Source organism: Acinetobacter sp. SAAs474 (genome assembly GCF_032823475.1).
Taxonomy (GTDB): Bacteria; Pseudomonadota; Gammaproteobacteria; order Pseudomonadales; family Moraxellaceae; genus Acinetobacter.
Genome location: NZ_CP127915.1, coordinates 2011537 through 2032898, shown reverse-complemented (window position 1 = coordinate 2032898; position 21362 = coordinate 2011537). Strand labels below are relative to the sequence as shown.

The following is a 21362-nucleotide window of genomic DNA, read 5'->3' as shown; positions in this document are numbered from 1 at the left end:
CTTTGTTTGGAAATATATTGCTTTATGAAGATGCCATGGCGTTTTTTTAATACAGGAATTTTTCGCTAATGGATCATGCCCCTATCATTGATCACCGTTTATTGGTTGATAATTTATCGATTGCAATTCTATTGGTTGATAGTCAGTTAAATATTTTTTATTTAAATTCATCATGTGAAGCTTTGTTTGACATTAGTTTATTACGTGCATCTGGCACGCCTGTATTAAACCTATTAAAAGTACCGAGTGACGAGTTTAATACCGAAGAAGCGCTAAAAAATACACTGAGTACAGGTCAACCCTATACACGACGTGATGCAACTATTAATGTGAATTTTAAAGATATTCATGTGGATTATTCTGTTTCCCTACTCAACTATAACCGACCTTACCATCCATTATTGCTGATTGAGCTAAACCCAATTGATCGTATGCTAAAGATCTCCAAAGAAGAAAATCTAATGCAACAACATCAAATTGCGCGACAATTAATTCGTGGTGTTGCTCATGAAATCAAAAATCCTCTGGGCGGCATTCGTGGTGCCACACAATTATTAGCAAGAAGCCTGAATGACCCGCAGTATGCTGAGTTTACAGATATTATTATCAATGAAGTCGACCGTTTACGTAATTTAGCAGATACGATGTTGGGTTCTAGACAATTACCCAGCTATCAGCCTGTAAATGTTCATGAGCCGCTGGAACGTGTACGCTCGCTGATTGTCAATCAAACTAAAAAAAGAGTAAAAATTATTCGTGATTACGATCTCTCTTTACCAGAAGTCAATGCAGATCGCGATCAACTTATTCAAGTGATGTTAAATATTAGCGTCAATGCAATTCAGGCAATGATGGAACATCCTGATTTTTACAGTTCTCATCAACCAGAACTTATTTTAAGAACACGCATTCAACGTTTGGTTACCATCAATGGTGCTCTCAATCGTTCTGCGGTACGTATCGATATTGAAGACAACGGCCCTGGCGTAGCAGAAGAAATTTTAGAATCCATTTTCTATCCATTAGTTACCTCTAGAGCAAAAGGAACTGGACTTGGTCTCAGTATTGCTCAAAACATCATGCATCAGCACAATGGAATGGTTGAATGCCAATCAGTTTCTGGAAAAACAGTTTTTAGCTTATATTTACCTTGGGAGTCAGATCATGTCGCGAAATAAAATATGGGTCATTGATGATGATCGTGCCATGCGTTGGGTACTAGAAAAGACCTTTAGGGAAGAAGGCTTAGACGTGATTAGCTTTGAAGAAGCACAGTCCGCCCTAGACCAACTCAACAAAGATACACCTGATGTTATTCTCACTGATATTCGTATGCCTGGCATTGATGGCTTAACATTTTTAGGCAAAGTAAAAGCCAGCCATCCAGAGCTTCCAGTCATCATTATGACAGCACATTCAGATTTAGAGTCTGCTGTTTCAAGTTATCAAACAGGTGCTTTTGAGTATTTACCTAAACCTTTTGATATTGATGAAGCTTTGGCTTTAGTCAACCGGGCGATTCTACATATTAATAAGCTGCAACAACAAGAATCTGCAAAAACACAGCCTATTCCATCCACTGAGATTATTGGTGAATCACCTGCTATGCAGGAAGTATTTCGCGCAATTGGTCGCCTTTCACAATCCCATATTACCGTCTTGATCAATGGGGAATCTGGAACAGGTAAAGAATTAGTTGCACACGCACTACATCGCCATTCACCACGTAGTAGCAAACCTTTTATTGCCTTAAACATGGCGGCCATTCCTAAAGATTTAATTGAAACTGAATTATTTGGACATGAAAAAGGGGCTTTTACAGGTGCCAATATTCAGCGTCAGGGACGTTTCGAACAAGCCAATGCCGGAACATTATTTTTAGATGAAATCGGTGACATGCCATTTGAAACTCAAACACGCTTATTACGTGTTTTAGCGGATGGTGAGTTTTATCGTGTTGGCGGACATATTCCAGTCAAAGTCGATGTACGTATTGTCGCTGCTACCCATCAAGACCTTGAAAAATTAGTCCATGAAGGACGTTTCCGTGAAGATTTATATCACCGCCTTAACGTCATCCGGATTCATATTCCAAAGTTAGCACACCGTAGCGAAGATATTCCTATGCTTGCCAATCACTTTCTGGCACGTGCAGGTAAAGAATTAAGTGTTAGTCCTAAAATTCTACGCCCAGAGACTCAAGAATATATCCAGCAACTACCATGGCCTGGTAATGTACGCCAATTAGAGAACACCTGCCGTTGGTTGACTGTGATGATTACTGGACGTGAAGTATATCCAGAAGATCTTCCTTCAGAGCTTAAACAAATTCCTCTGCACAAAACAGATGGCCATCAAAACCCACCAAATATTGAACAAATCGCCATTCACCACTGGGACGAACTGCTCAATCAATGGGCCATCAAAAAACTACAAAATGGTGAAATGAAGTTATTGGATATTGCTATTCCAATGTTTGAACGTACACTCATTAATGCTGCTTTACAACAAACACATGGCCGAAAACGTCATGCAGCAGAGCTGTTGGGTTGGGGACGTAATACACTCACACGCAAGCTCAAAGAGTTAGGTATGGATTCTGCTGACGATGAAATTGAGGAAGAAATCGAAAACTAATGACTGACATAAAAAGCTTCTTGAGTTCTTTATCGTACTGATGAAGCTTTTTATTCGCTAAAAGCATTATTTTTTTGCGATAAATCCACTATAGCGTGAATAACCCTGAACACCCAAATCAGATTGCAGGATTAAAAAATCAGGATATGTTGAGGCTTTTAGTTCATCTAAAATAACAACCTGATCGTCATGCTCATGCAATTCATCTACACAACGAGACATCGTTGTTTCAAATTCATCTGTAATATATTCAAAACCAATATCCATCGCAATAAATAGAACATGCTGACATGGCTGGATATATTGCTCATTAGACCAATCAATTACCCTATGCTTACAATGCGGACAGACGACATCATCGGTGGCCTGAATATCTAATTTTATCACTTGACAGCTCATGATACATCTTTCCTTATGACACCATATTAATTGTAAAGTTCAATCTTCACCACAGACAAGACAAAATACATAAAAAAATTGACTTTATAGAACAATCTAACCTTTAATAGATAAACTGTTCTATAATGAGAATACTCAATGCTATCAGATTTAGATGATTTTTATTGCTTTGCACTGGTAGTTGAACACGGTGGTTTCAGTGCTGCTGAACGTGCAACAGATATCCCAAAATCTAAATTAAGTCGCAGAGTTTATAATTTAGAAGAAAAAATGGGCGTTCGACTCATACAAAGAAGTTCAAGACATTTTGCTGTCACCGACATTGGTATGAATGTTTATCGCCACGCACAAGTCATGATTAATGCAGCTCAAGCTGCTCATAATTTAGTAGATCATTTAAGTACACAACCACGTGGTGTGATTAAAATCAGTGTACCAATGAGCATTGCACAACGTGAAATGTCAGATATTCTACCTGAATTTATTAAAAAATATCCTGAAATAAAACTACAAATGCTGGTGACTAATCGTCGAGTGGATATTATTAATGAAGGAATCGATATTGCACTTAGAGTAAGATCAAGTCTAGATGATGACCCGAGTTTAGTGATTCGGCGTTTTCGCAATATCGAACAACACCTCTTTACAACACAAGCCTATTTAAATGAATATGGCGATATTAAACAACCTGAAGACTTAACTGAACATCGCATACTGACCATGAACGAGGAACATCTCGACCAGCAAATTACGGTTTACAACCGAGCAAATCATCAGAAAAAAATTAAAATTTCGCCGATTGTGATGGGCTCTGATTTGCAAATGTTAGCCAATCTAGTCAGCCAAAATTGCGGTGTTGCCTTATTACCTGACACGATTGCAGAACAATTTATTCAATCTGGACAATTTATTCGCGTATTACCAGATTGGAAAGCACCACATGGAATTTTCCATGCAGTCTATCCATCTAAACGCGGTATGCTGCCAGCTGTGCGTATTTTAATTGATTTTTTAGTTGATAAACTAAACCAATATTAACAAAACAACATTAGGGAAAGTTGAGATTTAAACCATGGATTGATGGCCAATCATCAACGCTCCCTATTGATCAAATTAAACCAAACAAAATCAGCTTCACCACTGGCACATAATGTGACGTTATGATGACAAAATCAGCAACTAAAAGCAGTTATCCTTTTAGAAAAATCATCCCTTAAATCTCTGCATAGGACCCTACACCTTCTGGCCAAGGTGTTAAGAGTTCAAAGCCAGTCTCCGTCACCGCGACCATATGTTCCCACTGTGCAGATAATGACTTATCTTTTGTGACCACAGTCCAACCATCATTTAATTCTTTAACTGCAGGTTTACCTGCATTAATCATAGGCTCGATGGTAAATACCATTCCTGCTTTAAGAACTAAACCATGACCGGGTGTACCATAATGTAAAACACTCGGTGCTTCATGATAGACTTGACCAATACCATGACCACAGTAATCTTGCACTACCGTATAGCCTTCTCGATGTGCCACAGATTGAATAGCATAACCAATATCCCCCAAGGTTGCGCCCGGCTTAACAGCATGAATACCTGCAACCATTGCCTCATAAGTGGTATCGCATAATTTTTTTGCTGCCGCATTGACCTGTCCGACATAATACATTCGACTGGTATCACCAAAATAACCATCTTTGATAATCGCAACATCAATATTAATAATATCGCCATCTTCAAGCACAATTTTTTCGGAAGGAATACCGTGACAAACAACTTCATTTTTGGAAATGCACGTGGTTTTACTATAGCCACAATAACCCACGTTTGCAGGAATAACCTTTAAAGTATTTACAATAAAATCATAACAAATATCATCAAGGTACTCTGTCGTCACTCCAGGCTTAACATATTCCCCTATCATCTCTAAAACTTGAGCAGCAAGACGACCCGAAACTCTTAAGTGCTCAATATCTTGCTCAGTTTTAATTTTAACAGTGGAAGATCTCATGATCATAGCCCCAGATTGAAAAACTGACCTAGTATAATCCAATTCAAGCCTTGTAACAAAAACATCAATGATGCTCAGTTAATTGTGTACTTTAACAACAGTTAAGTTGCTGCTATATTCCAGCTTCAATCTTAAAAAAAAATAACTCATAGAAAAAATATAATTTAAAAACAATTGATTATAAAAAAAATATAATCAATATCAGTCTTTTTGGCCAGCAACACCCATAACAAACAATAGATGATGGTGAAATAGATTAGAAATAATTGAGAGATTGCACTAAAATCGACTTTTTTTGTTAGCCGATCTCCCTCTATGACGCATTTACGTACTCGGGATACGATTGCTTTAGGTTTTATGACCTTTGCACTCTTTATTGGTGCAGGCAATATTATCTTCCCTCCTATTGTTGCTCAACAAGCAGGTGAACATGTATGGCTTGCTGCTGGTGGTTTTTTAATTACAGCAGTAGGCTTACCCGTAATTACCATTATCGCACTATCTCGGGTTGAAGGTTCAATCCAGCTCTTAAGCTCGCCCTTAGGTAAAATTGCCAGTATTATTTTAACCATTGTATGTTATCTTGCCGTTGGTCCACTATTTGCCACTCCCCGAACAGCAACAGTTTCATATGAAATTGGCTTTTCTGCCTATTTTGGCAATTCATCAAGTAGCTTACTGATTTATAGTTTAATTTACTTCTCAGTCGTGACACTCATTTCACTCTATCCGAATAAAATTTTAGATACAGTCGGCTATGTGTTATCACCATTAAAGATTTTATCTTTAATTATACTCGGTGCATCTGCAATTATTATTCCTGCAGGGCTGATTCACCCTGCTGTTAATAATTATGTTACCAGTCCTGTATCTGAAGGCTTTGTGAACGGCTATTTAACCATGGATACTCTTGGTGCATTGGTATTTGGAATTGTTATTGTCCGTGCCATTACCTCTCGTGGTATCACAGACAAAAAGCTCATTACCAAATATGCCGTAATTGCCAGTATTATCTCAGGTATTGGTTTAACACTGGTTTATCTCAGTTTATTTAAACTGGGAATGGGAAGCCATGAAATTGCACCAAATGCAGCAAATGGTGCCATTATTTTACATGCCTATGTACAACATGCATTTGGTAATATTGGTGCATACTTTCTATCTGCCATGATTTTTATTGCCTGTATGGTCACCGCTATTGGCCTAACGTGTGCATGTGCAGATTATTTCTCCAGTATCAGTAAAATTTCTTATAAAGCTTTTGTTTTTATTCTTATTGGTTTTTCATTTATTATTTCCAATTTAGGTTTAACAAAACTGATTGCTGTTTCAGTACCTGTATTAAGCGCTATCTATCCCCCTGCTATCGTGGTTATTGTACTTGGATTTTTCTGGAAATACTTTAAAAATCCTTCACGCGTCATTGCTCCCGTAACAGCGGTATCCTTTATATTTGGTATCATTGATGGTTTAAAAGTCGCTGATTTAGCACATTATTTACCTCGCTTTTTAACCGAACTACCATTAAGCGAACAAAACCTTGCTTGGCTAATTCCATCTAGCATCGTATTGATTATTTGCGTTATATACGATCGGGTTAAACCATAACCCCCAATCGAATGACATATCTTAAAATATATTTTATCCAAATATTATTTTAAATGATTCAATAACGGTCTCGTTTTACCCAAACAGGCTTTTATTGTTTGTCATTTGTCAAGCTACTCGCCATAATCTACAAAGATCATCCACGATTATTTTATGATAGAGCTATCATTTTCAGTATAAAAATACCACTCAGCGATAATATTTCATCAGGATTATGGGCTTTAGCTCAACATAAACACCACTTAATATTACATAAAACCCCAATAAACCCATATTTTTTTCATTTATTCACGAAATAATACCATTACATGTTGAAATAATAGTAATTAACGAGTACAGTCATATACTTATTTTCTGTTACCGCATTATGACAGAAAGTTTAAGTTTCGATCAAAGGAGGAATGGAGATGTTATCAACACATTTCAATAAGCAAGTCTTCATTGACGCTCTGAAGACCAAACATATGGTAACTTATTTCAGTACAACATTTGCACTGATGGTTATTTTGGCCTTTCATGGTCTCATTCAAGGAAATTTAAGACCCGAATTTTTCTTATACGCATTTATTGTGTCTTTGGCCTTTGCTTTATGGAACATCATTGACCATAAACAGCGCAAAAGCTTAAAAAGCCAAATGGTTGATTAGCCAAATGGATGCTTAGCATCCATTTGGAATCAACAGTAAAATTATCATATCTCTTGTTTAAATTAATATAATTATCATTAAATAAAGCCAGCCTTTTTACAGACATTAGCGCATTAGATTGATCCCCGCCCAAACTTCAAATATAAAATCTAGCGCCAAACAACAACATAATCATGACGAAATAAATCATTTGACTATTTTTGATTGACAATATGATTGTCAGCATAAATATGCTGAATCAGGTTCAATACACATGATTTTTATTTTTATAGCATCAACATTTGTGATAGCCCATCCAATATCAGCCATCATCCAGCCCCTATAAAAAATGCCAAGCAGCATGTACTGCTTGGCATTGATTTTCACATAAATCATGAATGCGAATTAATCAGATAGCTTTTGAACCATCTTAGATTGCAACCAATCGTTAAAACTAAATTTTAATCAACACTGTCTTAATTCGATTACCATCTAATTCAGTAATTTCAAAATGAATATTGTGATAATTCAACTGTGTACCGACTCGAATTTCAGCTTGTACCTTATCAAGAATTAAACCTGCCAAACTAATATAGCCAGCATCATCCTCAACCAGATCCATCATTCCAAGCTCAAGCTCTAATTGGTAAACATCTAACATCCCTGAAGCAAGCCAAGTACAATCGTCCAGCTTAACCAGATCTAGCTGTTCATCAGCATCAGGAAATTCACCAGCAATGGCTTCAAATACATCTAATGGTGTAATTAATCCCTGAACATTACCAAATTCATCACTGACCAAGACCAATGAACCTTTTGATGCACGTAAGGTATTAATTGCATCAATCACCTTCATTTTTTCAAAAATATAAATTGGGCGTTGCTGCTTGATTAGTTGCTTTAATGCTTCTGGTTCATCCAAAGCATCTAATAACTCTTTTGCACGGACAATACCGATAACCTTATCGAGAGCACCCCGACATACCGGAAATAAACTATGTGGAACCGCAAGAATTTTTTCACGAATCTGTTCTGGAGTATCATCCAAATTAACCCATGAAATTTGATTACGTGGCGTCATAATTGAAGCAACTGAACGCTCCGCAAGCGTCAATACACCACCAATCATATAGCGCTCTTCATCCGCAAAAGCAGATTGTACTTCTCGCTGATCAAAAGTACCTTCAGTCTGGACTTTACCACCCATTAACTTCAAAATTGAGTCAGCAGTACGATGACGTAAAGGAATTTTTGCTTGATGCTTTTCCACATTTCTTTTGGAAAATTGGTTAAACATTTCAATCAAAATGGCAACACCAATACCTGAATAGATATAGCCTTTTGGAATATGAAAACCAAATCCTTCGGCAATTAAACTAATCCCGATCAGTAGCAAAAAGCTTAAACATAAGATAACCACTGTTGGATGGCGATTAACAAAGCTTGTTAATGACTTAGAAGCCAATAACATCACCAGCATTGCCACGACCATTGCAACCATCATGACATAAATATTATCAACCATACCAATTGCGGTAATGACGGAATCCAACGAGAAAACCGCATCCAAAATCACAATTTGTGCAACAACAGCAGTAAAACCGGCATAAACAACATTGCTGCTTACTTTAATTTCTGGCTTACCTTCTGTTTTCTCATGCAACTCAATAACCGCTTTATAAACAAGGAATAATCCACCAAACAACAGGATCAAATCACGACCAGAAAAGGTCAAATCAAAAATAGAAATAAGTGGTTTTGTTAATGTAACTAACCAAGAGATTGCAAATAGCAATCCTAAACGCATGAATAATGCAAGTGACAAACCAATAACACGTGCTTTATCACGCTGCTCAGGCGGAAGTTTTTCCGCAAGAATTGCAATAAAGACTAAGTTATCAATACCCAAGACTATTTCTAAAATAATCAGAGTAATCAATCCCACCCATATACCCGGATCGAGAAGAAATTCCATCAATTCTTCACTCCCATCATATACACATAAGACAGATGTCGTTTTATCAGACCAATACTCTGCGAGGGATCCATATATTTAACCTTTTCAACTATAGAGCTCTTAATTATGCATAAACTTAATAATTTGTAATCTTTTTTTTATGATTTTTTTACTTTATATCGCAAAATTACGACTATGGTGGCAAATCCACTTCAACAATCATTTTTAGATCAAATTGTTACACGAAAAACTTTTTATTTTATCGTACAGTATCATTTTTTACTATTTTTGGACTATATAGATCACTTTATCTTTTCCATAATAGAGATATTAATAATTATATGAATAAAAACATCAGGTTAATTTTTCAAAATCCGAATATTTTTTAGACAAAAAGCATGGTTAGACTAAAGTATAATTTTAATACAAAATAATAATTAATAATAAAACAATAAAGATAATTATAATATATACTTAGTTAATCTTTTATAATGAAAACAAAGATACATTGGGTACAAAGTTTGTACAATATTTGAATGTGTATAAAAATTAAACGCTTGCATGTGCGATATTTTTTCACATAAAATATAAAAAGTTATTAAATTACAATTAAACAACAATTTTTTAAAAGGACATCGATAAATGAGCAAAAAATATTCTAAATTCTTACCTTCTTCTGAAAATTTCGCCTTAGAGCAATTTCCTTTTTATTGGATTACCCAAGTTTATGCACAACATGTCCAAAATATTGATCATGTTTTAAAAAAGTTCGGTTTGGACTGCTCTCGTCGTCAAATTCTTCTTGCTTTAAAAACCAAACCAAATGCGAGTGTTTCCGAACTCTCAGATATGGTTGTATCTAAAATGTCCACAACAACCAAAATTGTTTATCGTTTAAAGGAAGAAGGACTGGTCAACACTTATTCCTGTGAAGACGATGCACGTATTACACGTGTTTCACTCACTGCAAAAGGTCAAGAAATGACGGTTAAAATTAATGATTTAACAGGTGTCGTATTAGAACAGTCATTCGATGGTTTAACACCATTACAAGTCGAGAAAATGATGATTTATTTAAGACATATTTTTAAAAATATCTCTAAATAACGATTATTTTCTCATTTTTGGAAAATGGTTTGGGTGATCATCCACTTTAGATTAGAATGATACCTAACTATTTTCTTATTTAAAGCACTATTCAAGAGAATTGTTATCTCCTATTTAATGTACAATAGTATAGCAATAAAGTTATTGTAAGGTTTAAATTACCATATGCAACTATTTAAATGTTATCAAACTGTTATCACAACTTAAGAGATAGTATTAAGCCATAATTATATGATAATACTTCATTATATATACCTTAAAAAATATGATTAATAAAGCTTTTATTCAACCTTTAACTTAAAAATATTTTATTTATAAAAAAATAATATAAAAATCAATAATTTAGCCCAAATAAAAGTGAGAATATAATTCACAATACAGCATAATCAACATGATACTGATATAAAAAATGCCAATTAGCGTACTAATTGGCATTTTTCAAGACCGAATAATCTTAATACTTAACAATAAAGCAACTAGTCACCTGTGTAACCTTTTAACTTTAAACGTGCAGCATGTAATAATGGTTCAGTATAACCCGATGGCTGTTCAGCACCTTTAAATACTAAATCATATGCAGCTTGATATGCATAACCATTAAAGTCTGGCGCCATTGCTGTATATGCTGGATCATGCTGATTTTGCTGGTCAACAATTTTAGCCATACGCTGCATAATTTCTTCAACTTGCTGTGGTGTTACAACACCATGGCGTAACCAGTTTGCTACATGTTGAGAAGAAATACGCAGTGTCGCACGGTCTTCCATTAAACCCACATTATTAATGTCTGGTACTTTAGAACAACCTACACCAAGATCAACCCAGCGTACAACATAACCTAAAATACCTTGCAAATTATTTTCAAGTTCCTTGATTTTTTCTTCTTCCGTCCAGTTGGTATCGCTTGCCAACGGCGGAGTCAACAAATCATCTAGAGGCAGTGCTTGTGTTTGCAATAATTCTTTTTGACGTTCTGAAACATTACATTGATGATAATGAATGGCATGAATTACCGCACCTGATGGTGATGGAACCCAAGCACAACTTGCACCAGCTTCAGGATGTTCAATCTTGGTCTTATACATATCGAGCAACATATCTGGTTTAGGCCACATACCTTTACCAATTTGAGCTTTGCCACGCAATCCAGTTTGTAGACCAATCATCACATTACGATTTTCATAGGCTGGGAACCATATTTGTGCTTTGACTTCACCTTTACGTACAAATGGGCCTGCTTCCATAAAGGTATGGATTTCATCGCCAGTACGATCCATAAAACCGGTATTGATAAAAATTGTACGGTCTTTTGCTTGAGCAATACAATTTTTCAAATTGACAGATGTACGGCGCTCTTCATCCATAATACCAATTTTTAACGTCTTAGCAGGTAAGCCTAAAGCCTGCTCAGCACGTTCAAAAAGCTCAACTGCAAAAGCAACTTCTTCTGGACCATGCATTTTTGGCTTCACGATATACATAGAACCTTGACGCGAGTTTCTATTTTCGTTTTGTCCTTTAATATCTGCAAAAGTCAATAATGGTGTAATTAATGCATCCATAATACCTTCGTAGATTTCATCACCATCTACAAGTATTGCTGGATTTGTCATTAAATGCCCGACATTACGCAGCAGCATTAATGAACGACCATGAAGCGTGGATTTCCCACCAGTTAAATTATTATACTGACGATCTTGATTAAGTGTACGCGTAATTGTTTTACCGTTTTTCTCAATAGACTCTTCTAAAGTCCCTTGCATTAAACCTAACCAGTTACGATATCCCTCAACTTTTTCCTCTGCATCAACAGCTGCAATAGAGTCTTCAAGATCTTGAATGGTTGTGACTGCAGCTTCAAGAATTAAATCTTTAATGCCTGCTGTATCTGTCTTACCAATTACACTACTAGCGTCAATTTCAATAATAACATGTAGGCCATTATTTAATAATACAATTTCTGTAGGCTGAGCAGCTTCACCATTAAAACCAACAAATTGCTCTTGTTTTGCCAATGTGGTGGTAGAACCCGCTTTTAATGTTACAACAAGCTGATTATTTTCAACATGATAACCTGTTGCATCTGCATGTGAACCATTTAACAATGGGAAAGTTTCGTCTAAAAAATTCTTTGCAAATGCAATAACTTTTTCACCACGTACTGGATTATAGCCTTTACCTTTTTCTGCACCATTTTCTTCCGAAATAACATCGAAACCATAAAGTGCATCATATAATGATCCCCAACGCGCATTTGCAGCATTTAAACAATAGCGTGCATTACGTACAGGTACAACCAATTGAGCACCGGCAAGTAGAGAAATTTCTTCATCTACATTTTCAGTACTAATCTGAAAATCTTCTACTTCTGGTAACAAGTAGCCAATTTCAGTCAAGAATGCTTTATAAGCGTTCAATTCAAATGTGTTATTGCGGTGCCAATCATCAATTTTAGCCTGAAGTTCATCACGCTTTGCTAAAAGCGCTTTATTCTTAGGACTAAGATCAACAACGACTTGTTCAAAGTTTTTCCAATAGGTTTCACTGTCCAAACCTGAACCAGGTAAAGCTTCATTTTCGATAAAATCGTAAAGTTCTTTAGCAATCGCTAACTTGCCTTTTTGAATACGTGCAGTCATTGTCTTTCCTGATATTGCTACTTTTTTATTCAAGAGGTTCTAGTATACCGATTTATACCGAGCCGAATAGTATTATCATGTTGCTAAATAATGATCATTTCTTTAAAGTGATTAACCTGTATAAATCATGATGTTATTTCTCAATATGATAAAATTCTAGCGAACCCCTCACATAACTAGTGTATTAAGTTTTTCAGGCATAGAAATTAGACTTAAGTAAATAATTTAGCTTAAACGTGATATTTCCTACCGAAAGAGATTATTTTTATAGGTTTTTTTGGCTATTTTTTATATAAATGTGATGCAGTAAAGATAATTTAAGCCACAGTGCTTCGTCTTTTAGCTATTTTTAATCCGTCCTATATCAATCCATGGTATTTGCTATCCAAAACAAAGTCGCTGTTTTGCATATGCCGACTGGATATAAATCAACCATCCGGATGGTATTGATCCTATCCACCACCGTATTAGCAAGGTATTTTAACCAACAAACTATAATAATCATCGCATCATGATAAATAAGTCATCACAACTCAGCTTAATTCATAAAATGCTTTTTTAAATAGTCTCAATATCGATTTGATCAAAAAATATCACACTCGATCTAGATAAGGTGAGTACTCCATGCTAAACATGGAGCACTTATTTCAACTGATGTTTGCTTTAGCATTTAGGATCATCAACTTATGCTTCAAGCTTGCAACTCAATTAATACATCATGATTTAAAATGCATATTTCATACCCAAATTTAAGCCTAAATTATCTGCACTACTATGTGCAAAATCTGCATTTACACTTAACCAAGCATTTATATGATTGGCATATTGAGTTGTTAAGCCAAAGCTAGCAAAACCCCAGTCCTTTTGAGGAACATAACCTGTCATGACAAAGCTTCCTCCCATACTATTTAAACCGGCACGAACAGATAATGGATCTGCTTTAAAGTCATGATTCCATGCCAGTTCAGCAAAAGGAGAAAGTACCATTTTTTGATAATTCCAATCTCCTTTTACACGCCAACCAATACTGGTCACAAATGAATCACGTTGCTGTTCATCAAACCACATTGCAGTACTGTTAAAACCATCTTCAGAAAAATCATTTAATTTAATAGTCTGCCATTCAGCATGTGCAAAAGGTCCTGTTTTTATACTGGTAAAATTAAACCAATATCCACCATCTAAACCACCACCAAAGTGATAACCTTGCGTATCTGATTTCTCAACACGTTGCATATTTCCTAATTGAATACGACGCTTGATATTATTAAAATGTAAACTCCCCACATTGGCAAATCCACCGAAATACATGCCATTTTTATGATATAAAGCATAACCCAACGCACTGACATCAAATAATGAATATTTGCCTGCATGACCCGAAATATCACCATTTTGCTGATTTAAACTCACCCCTACACCAGCAGAAATCTGATCGTTAATTTGCTGATTTGCACCAGCAGTAAAATTAACATTATTATTACTTAATGCAGGCGATGTAGCAGATGCTTTTAATTTTTGATGATTATAATCCAAGTTGATAAAAACACGTGTCCCTTGACCATCTACATCATTTAACATTTCATTTTTAATGGCACGATACTGTGCACGTGTAATACTGAGCGGCACTTCTGCCAATAATGTCATCTGTTTTGGCGCAGCAAGCTCAGCCAATACTGACTGGGCTAATAAGCGATGTGTTGCAGTCGTCGGATGTACACCATCTGCAAATAAATAACTCTCATTCGTTCCTGGTGCATAAGTATACTTTGCACCAGAGCCTTCTGGCCCACATTCCAATGATGATGCATTTATACCACAAGCAGCATCGGTTACATTACTAAAACCGTAGGCCAACGGATCTGCAATCACTTCATTTAATAAACCATACACGTTTACAGGAATAATGTTTAGGCCTGATGAACTTAAATGATCTAAACCTTGACTTAAACTTAAATTATATAAAGATGATAACTGTGTTAGATAAGTCGCTGCCGGTTGTCCCTGTGCTAAAGCAGCAGGTGTTAATCCCATATTGGGTAAGTTATACACCACCGCATATTCAGCACTAGCATGATGTAACGAAGAAAGTAAAGTTAATTCTGTTTGAGCAGCAGTCATCGTTCCCGACATCAACTGTGGTACAGTAATACCTGGCGTTTGAATCAAACCAAAGATATCATTCGCTCCTCCCCATACCTCATAAAGTGTGTTGGCATCAGCACGCCCCTGAGTGGATTTTAAATAAGATTGTAGCTGTTCTGTCAGTGTTGGTACTCGTGGGTCAAGACTATTAACCACACCTGCTCCGCCCCAAGCATGGTTAGTACTGCCAATCACAGAGGGTTGAATATTATACCCTAAAGCTGAAGCGACAAGCTCTGCTGCTGTTTTTCCCGGATTAGTAGTATATCTAGATTCAGTTTTCATAAAATATAATCCGACATTACCACCATCACTCAGACTATCGCCAAAAACCACCACATTATTAAATGATGTAGCAGATGATGTTGTGGTCACTAAATATATAAGTCCTGAAATTACTGTGGGTAATATCCTGTTAACTTGGATCATCCTGCTCCCCTTTGTTGTTGTGTACACATTTATTATTCATATTGCTTTATATGTATAAAATTCAATTAAATCAACCAAATAAAATAATAATTTTAGTAATTATAAACTTTGTTAAATATTTAGGATTCAAAGATCAACATATCAATAGAATTTATTTAGACAATGTATAATAGTTTAAAAAAACTAAACAACAAAAATAACAAAATTCATCCCATACAATATTTAATGTTACTCAGCTTTAATCCTATTGCATCAAACAAGCGCATTCTTTTGCAAACTTAGCCATCATTTTAAATATAGAAAAATCTATAACTAAATTCGACTATCTACAAAATAAATGATCAAGTTATATAGATCTCATCATTCTAAAAAAGATATTTTTTTCAATTTGAACGACCTAAAAGCATTTAATCAATTAAAAAACGGCTCCTATCTTAACACACTATATAGTAACGAAAAAAAGCTCCTATTGGAGCTTCAATTATGATAAACCCGACATCGATTCAGTTGCCTGAATTTGACGATGTGCTGCATGTAGATAATCATCTGATTGCATCTCTAACAATCGAGAGCGTGTCCGCTCAATTTCAAATGCGAGTTTTTCACCCTGATAGATTTCTATAATACTGTCTTCTGAGGTTAAGAGCAGTTTGACACCACGGTCATAAAACTCATCAACCAAATAAATAAAACGGCGTGTTCCTTCAGATAAATGATCATTTAAATGAGGTACATGACTAACCAATACCGTATTATAAACATTCGCTATTTCAATAAAATCTGCTGGACTACGCGGTTTAAAACATAATTCAGAAAATGTACACCACAAAACATCATCACTATGACCAAGCGTTTCTACAATACGGTGATTGATCGTGATTGCATCTGTCGCACAATGTTGCGCTTTTGTCAAAGCTGCAAAACGTTCGGCCATCCATGCATCATGTTCAGCATTTAATGGTGATTTAAAAAGCTGCGCCTGTTTTAAAACGCGAAGACGATAATCAACACCCGCATCAACATTTAAGACCACACAGTTTTTCTGAACCAACTCAATCGTCGGTAAAAAACGGTCACGATGGATACCATTTTTATATAAGCCATCTGGTGCAATATTGGATGTTGCAACCAATGTAATACCGCGTGCAAATAGTTTCTGAAATAAATCACTGAGAATCATTGCATCAGTGACATTTGAAACAAAAAATTCATCAAAACAAATGACCACAGCATCTTTATAAATCTGATCTGCAACGGTATCCAAAGGATTACGTTGCCCTGAAAGCTTATTGAGTTCACGGTGTACATGCTGCATAAAATGATGAAAATGCATACGAGTTTTACGCTTAAAAGGTAAAGCATCAAAAAACTGGTCCATCAACCATGTTTTACCTCGACCTACCCCACCCCACATATATACGCCTTGTGGTGCGGTGACTTTTCTAAAACGATGAAATATTTTTTTAGAAGATTTATAGCGTTGAATTAATTCTTGCCAAACTCGATCTAGCTCATAAACAGCTTGTGCTTGTGCTTCATCTGGCAAAAACTGACCAGATGCCAAAACTTCCGCATAACGTTCTTTTGGAGATAAAGGATTATAATTTGGGGGAGCAATATTTAAATCTGACATATTCTTCAATACTAATTTCGGCATTAACAATTATAACGAAGTTCATCAATCATGTGACATCACACGATTGTATAAATTGACTTCAATGACTTTATAAACTCACTCGGACTTTGGCCAAACCAACGTTTAAAGGCATGGTTAAATGCAGCAGGTTCCGAGTAACCCAGTAATTCAGAAATCATTTCGATTGAATATTTTTGATATTCAATCATTTTCAAAGCCTTATCTTTCATAATTTCCTCACGTATTTTTTTATAACTCGTTTCCTGCTGCTGTAATTGATATCTCAATGTACGTTCAGAAATATTCAACACTTTTGCTGTTTCTGTCATCGAAGGTATCACCATATGCTGTAATGCTAAATAATCTTTTACCCACTGCACAACACCCGATTTTTTATCTTGAATCATCAACCTTTTGAGCTCATCAAGACATTTTTGCTCATAATGTTCAAATAAAAATGGATTAAATGAAGGAACAGTCATCCTTAATATTTGAGCATCGAAACAAAAACACGCTTCTGACTGATTAAAAAGTACATTTTCACCATAAAATTCTCGATACAGCATAACATCAGTATCTTGATCTGGCATCATAAAAGGCAATTCAACTCGAACCTGCGGAAAATTAAGCTGCATTAATCCAAATAAGTCGCGAATGAATTTAAATGTCGCCGCCATCTCACATTGCACTAAAAATGCATTAAAGGTCATCTCTAATTGCACAGGTTTATAGACAATCACGACTTCATTTTGTCGATACTTAACCTCTAACTGTCCCGTTAAATGTGTAAAATGTCGATATTGAATTGCCTGATTTAAAGCAACCTGAATCGAAGGACTTGCCACCAATAATGTTAATAATGGGCCATAGCCAGCTAAAGTATAATATCGACCAACATTTAAACCATTTTTAGCTGCCAAATCCGCACATAAAATATGCAAAATATCTTTTTCTAAATTTGAATCTAGCACTGAAGTCGGATCAAGATTCCCCATTCGCAACCCGATACTGGTCAGTTTATCATCTAAGTCAATGCCTGCTTGATGCATTCCTTGAATCAAATAGACCAGACTTAGAATTGAACGTTTCATAATAAAAGATATTAAATTTTATTCATTTGTACTATATCTGATAGAATTTAGGAATTGCGGAAAAGATCATTTTTCAATAAAGATAAAGCTTTCAAATCATTTTAAACGATAATTTTAAAGCCGTGATGACAATTCAAAGGCATACAATACAGCCAATAGATGATGAGCGCTTTGCTAATACCATATTAACTCATGAAAACAAGACAAAAACCATCCGACCTTAATTTTTAGTAGGAAAAATATCACCATAAAGTCATGAAAATAACAGTTTGGAGCGACTATTCTAAGTTTTATCGTGCCTCTCTATGACAAAGATAAATTGACGTTTAAAAACAACAATAAAAAATCATTTCTGAGCAAATTTAATCAGTCATCCTTGGATAAGATGCTTAAGGATCATAACAACCCGCTGTACGTTTAAATATTTAGTCATCGAGTGAAATGATCAACCCATTAAAACATGACGATCACGAAATGGCACAAAAGAAGGAAAAATATAAAATCAAATTAAATCACGCTTAGTTTATGTGGTGAAACTCTACTAGAAATAATTAATCATATATGTGAATAATCTAATATTTCACATCGTTTATGCATGACCAAGATATACGCCAGATCATTTAGTTGACATAATAGTATGACTGTTCTGAGTTTATACTGTTGTTATGCAATCCGTTTGGTTAGTTTTTCAATTATTGATGTGTTTAGCATTGGGGTTCTTCGCTGCAAGACGTTTACCGATGAGGATAGAAAAACTGGCATTTCAAATTTTGCCATATTGTTCCTATCTTTTACTGTTCGTGATTGCATTTGAGTTTGCGCAAATTATTGACAGTATTACTCACCCGCAACTCATTCTAAAAACAGCACTGATATTGGCTTTATGTACCTCATTGGGAACATTAATTTTCTGTTATTTCTTATTCAAAAGTTTTGGCTTTAATCCTATACGCGGCCAAGTATCCATCACACTTTTTTTACAATCACTGCTTAATATTAGCTATACCTTGATCGTTTTAGCTTTGGGATATTTTCTTGCAGTGCTTTTACAACATGCTAACTTTAGCTTTGATATCAGTTCTTGGCCGTTATTATTATTTTTTATGTTTTTAATTGGCCTAGATTTGGCCTATTCTCCACTCGATAGATCCTGGATGAACTGGCGGATTTTATTGGTGCCTCTAGGGGCAATAATCGGTTCTATCCTCGGTGCATGTGTAAGTCTATTTTATCTGCCTAATATTGCGTTAAAAGATTTAATTATGCTCTCTCAAGGTTATGGTTTCTACTCCATGACCAGTATTGTCATTACCGAGTTACGTAATGCTGAATTGGGCAGTATTGCATTGATGAACGATTTATTTAGAGAGATTTTTGCGATCGTACTGATGTACATCATCGGATGGCGATATCCACGCTCTGTGATTGCATCAGCAGGTGCAACCTCCATGGATGCAACATTGCCCATGATTAAACAAGCATGTGGTAATGATTTTATTCCACATGCCATTGTCAGTGGTTTTATTCTTTCGCTACTTGCACCTATTTTAGTAAGTGTATTGGCTGCAGTATAAAATTTGAAAAATCAAAGATTTTTAGCTGAATTGACATTGATAACTTTATAAATTGCATGATTCATCTCTTGTGCTTGCAAACCTCTCATACCAGAGCATGCAAGCTCATCTCCCGCCAAAGCATGCAAGGTTACAATCTCATGTAAGCTGATACTGCTTTTAAACTGTGCTTTTAAACCCGCAATCATACCTGAAAGAATATCGCCCATCCCCCCCGTTCCCATTCCTGCATTCCCTGCAGTACAAATCCAGAGTTGTGTTTCCAGAATAAGACTTCCTGCACCCTTTAAGACCCAGTCACCCTGAAATTTATGTTTAAGCTGCCGAATTGCTTCAATCCGATTCCCTTCAATCTCACCTACAGTACACCCCAACAATTTAGCAGCCTCGCCAGGATGAGGAGTCAAATAACACTGTGGTGCTAATAACGTGACTGGATATTCAGCTAAAAACCATAATGCATCAGCATCTAGAACAATTTCAACAGCGGATGTAGAAATTTGGGGGAACCATGCCAAATAGTGTTGTTTAGCCCATAGATCACGCCCTAATCCCATCCCAAAAGCAACAGCATCGACATCGTGTATCAATTGATCAATGCTACACTGATCTAACACATCAATATCACGTAGCATAATATTGGGGGCACGCGCTAGAATAGCAGTATGATGTTTGGCATGGCAGACCACAGTCACCTTACCCGCGCCTGTTGCAAAAGCAGCTTCCGCAGCAAGAATAACTGCACCTCCCATATTTTCATGGCCACCAACAATCAATACATGACCATAGCTACCTTTATGTCCAAAAGCCTGACGTGGTGGCAAATCATTGACCATGGAAGTTAACGTTGCCAATACTTGTAGCTGATGATCCGGTGGAATTAACGCAATCGTTTCAATACATCCCGCATAAGCCTTACCTTTACCTGTAAATAGCCCAGCTTTAAGTGCTAATATCGTATAGGTAATATCTGCATGAATCGCACAAGGTAAAGGTTGACCTGTATCTGCTTGTAAGCCACTTGGCATATCAATTGCCACTTTAAACCCTGACTGCTGGTTAATCCGTGTAATAATATCTTGCCAAGCCTGATTTAATTCACGATTTAAACCAATACCAAATAAAGCATCAATATAACAATCATAATCTTGCTGAAAATCGAAACCGTCATAGATCAACACACCCTGTGCAACAGCGTCTAAATAGGCTTGATGAAGTTCATTTGATGTACGACGTATCGCAGCATAAATTGTGACAGAAAAGCCATATTGAGCGAGATACTTCGCCACTAAATAACCATCTCCTGCGTTATTACCCTGCCCACAACATACAGCTATTGTTTTAATATGATGCTGAGCACATTGTGCTAATAATCGTTGCGTAATCTGCCAAGCTGCTTGTTGCATTAATCCATAGGCACTATTTTGTGTTTGAAACCATCTTTGCTCCCATGCTTGAATATCTAAGCTATGATAAACTTGTTGATGCATTGTTATTTCCTTTTTA

At 36.0% G+C, this 21362-nt stretch carries 15 protein-coding genes; 7 read left to right on the top strand and 8 right to left on the bottom strand.

Annotated features, from left to right (window positions below; translation table 11 throughout):
- Window positions 1-68 precede the first annotated feature (68 nt).
- Window positions 69-1178, top strand: coding sequence for a nitrogen regulation protein NR(II) (gene glnL, locus QSG86_RS10315; RefSeq protein WP_317031410.1), 1110 nt, complete (start codon window positions 69-71; stop codon window positions 1176-1178).
- Window positions 1165-2637, top strand: coding sequence for a nitrogen regulation protein NR(I) (gene glnG, locus QSG86_RS10310; RefSeq protein WP_317031409.1), 1473 nt, complete (start codon window positions 1165-1167; stop codon window positions 2635-2637). The genes glnL and glnG overlap by 14 nt, the downstream gene beginning before the upstream one ends.
- A gap of 66 nt (window positions 2638-2703) precedes the next feature.
- Here the strand turns inward: glnG and QSG86_RS10305 are convergent, their stop codons facing one another.
- Complete coding sequence (locus QSG86_RS10305; protein ID WP_317031408.1) at window positions 2704-3036, bottom strand: hypothetical protein; 333 nt, start codon at window positions 3034-3036, stop codon at window positions 2704-2706.
- A 138-nt stretch (window positions 3037-3174) separates the two neighbouring features.
- Here QSG86_RS10305 and QSG86_RS10300 point away from each other — a divergent pair, with 138 nt between their 5' ends.
- A complete protein-coding gene (locus tag QSG86_RS10300) occupies window positions 3175-4074 on the top strand; it encodes a LysR family transcriptional regulator (RefSeq protein ID WP_317031407.1) in 900 nt (299 codons plus the stop codon).
- 175 nt (window positions 4075-4249) lie between these two features.
- Here QSG86_RS10300 and map read toward each other — a convergent pair whose 3' ends face one another.
- Window positions 4250-5044, bottom strand: a complete 795-nt coding sequence (gene map / locus QSG86_RS10295) for a type I methionyl aminopeptidase (protein WP_317031406.1) — start codon at window positions 5042-5044, stop codon at window positions 4250-4252.
- Between the two features lie 315 nt (window positions 5045-5359).
- Here map and brnQ point away from each other — a divergent pair, with 315 nt between their 5' ends.
- Complete coding sequence (gene brnQ, locus QSG86_RS10290) at window positions 5360-6652, top strand: branched-chain amino acid transport system II carrier protein (protein WP_317031405.1); 1293 nt, start codon at window positions 5360-5362, stop codon at window positions 6650-6652.
- A 407-nt stretch (window positions 6653-7059) separates the two neighbouring features.
- On the top strand, window positions 7060-7299 hold the full coding sequence (locus QSG86_RS10285) for a hypothetical protein (RefSeq protein WP_317031404.1): 240 nt from the start codon (window positions 7060-7062) through the stop codon (window positions 7297-7299).
- A 433-nt stretch (window positions 7300-7732) separates the two neighbouring features.
- Here QSG86_RS10285 and QSG86_RS10280 read toward each other — a convergent pair whose 3' ends face one another.
- Window positions 7733-9253: a TerC family protein gene (locus QSG86_RS10280; protein WP_317031403.1), complete on the bottom strand. Its 1521-nt coding sequence runs from the start codon at window positions 9251-9253 to the stop codon at window positions 7733-7735.
- A 624-nt stretch (window positions 9254-9877) separates the two neighbouring features.
- Here QSG86_RS10280 and QSG86_RS10275 point away from each other — a divergent pair.
- Window positions 9878-10342 carry a MarR family winged helix-turn-helix transcriptional regulator gene (locus QSG86_RS10275; protein WP_317031402.1) on the top strand — a complete coding sequence of 155 codons (465 nt, stop codon included), beginning with the start codon at window positions 9878-9880 and terminating at the stop codon, window positions 10340-10342.
- Window positions 10343-10818: 476 nt separating this feature from the next.
- Here QSG86_RS10275 and QSG86_RS10270 read toward each other — a convergent pair whose 3' ends face one another.
- The 4 genes from QSG86_RS10270 to QSG86_RS10255 form a co-directional block, all read right to left on the bottom strand.
- Window positions 10819-12981 (bottom strand): malate synthase G, encoded by a 2163-nt coding sequence (locus QSG86_RS10270; RefSeq protein ID WP_317031401.1) that lies wholly within the window; start codon window positions 12979-12981, stop codon window positions 10819-10821.
- A 723-nt stretch (window positions 12982-13704) separates the two neighbouring features.
- A complete protein-coding gene (locus QSG86_RS10265) occupies window positions 13705-15555 on the bottom strand; it encodes an autotransporter outer membrane beta-barrel domain-containing protein (protein WP_317031400.1) in 1851 nt (616 codons plus the stop codon).
- A gap of 481 nt (window positions 15556-16036) precedes the next feature.
- Window positions 16037-17188, bottom strand: a complete 1152-nt coding sequence (zapE, locus tag QSG86_RS10260) for a cell division protein ZapE (protein ID WP_317031399.1) — start codon at window positions 17186-17188, stop codon at window positions 16037-16039.
- Between the two features lie 59 nt (window positions 17189-17247).
- Window positions 17248-18282, bottom strand: coding sequence for a helix-turn-helix domain-containing protein (locus QSG86_RS10255; protein WP_317031398.1), 1035 nt, complete (start codon window positions 18280-18282; stop codon window positions 17248-17250).
- 665 nt (window positions 18283-18947) lie between these two features.
- On the opposite strand from QSG86_RS10255, the gene QSG86_RS10250 reads away from it, so the two are divergent.
- On the top strand, window positions 18948-19856 hold the full coding sequence (locus QSG86_RS10250; protein WP_317031397.1) for a lysine exporter LysO family protein: 909 nt from the start codon (window positions 18948-18950) through the stop codon (window positions 19854-19856).
- A gap of 11 nt (window positions 19857-19867) precedes the next feature.
- Here QSG86_RS10250 and QSG86_RS10245 read toward each other — a convergent pair whose 3' ends face one another.
- Complete coding sequence (locus tag QSG86_RS10245) at window positions 19868-21346, bottom strand: NAD(P)H-hydrate dehydratase (RefSeq protein ID WP_317031396.1); 1479 nt, start codon at window positions 21344-21346, stop codon at window positions 19868-19870.
- Between the last annotated feature and the right edge of the window lie 16 nt (window positions 21347-21362).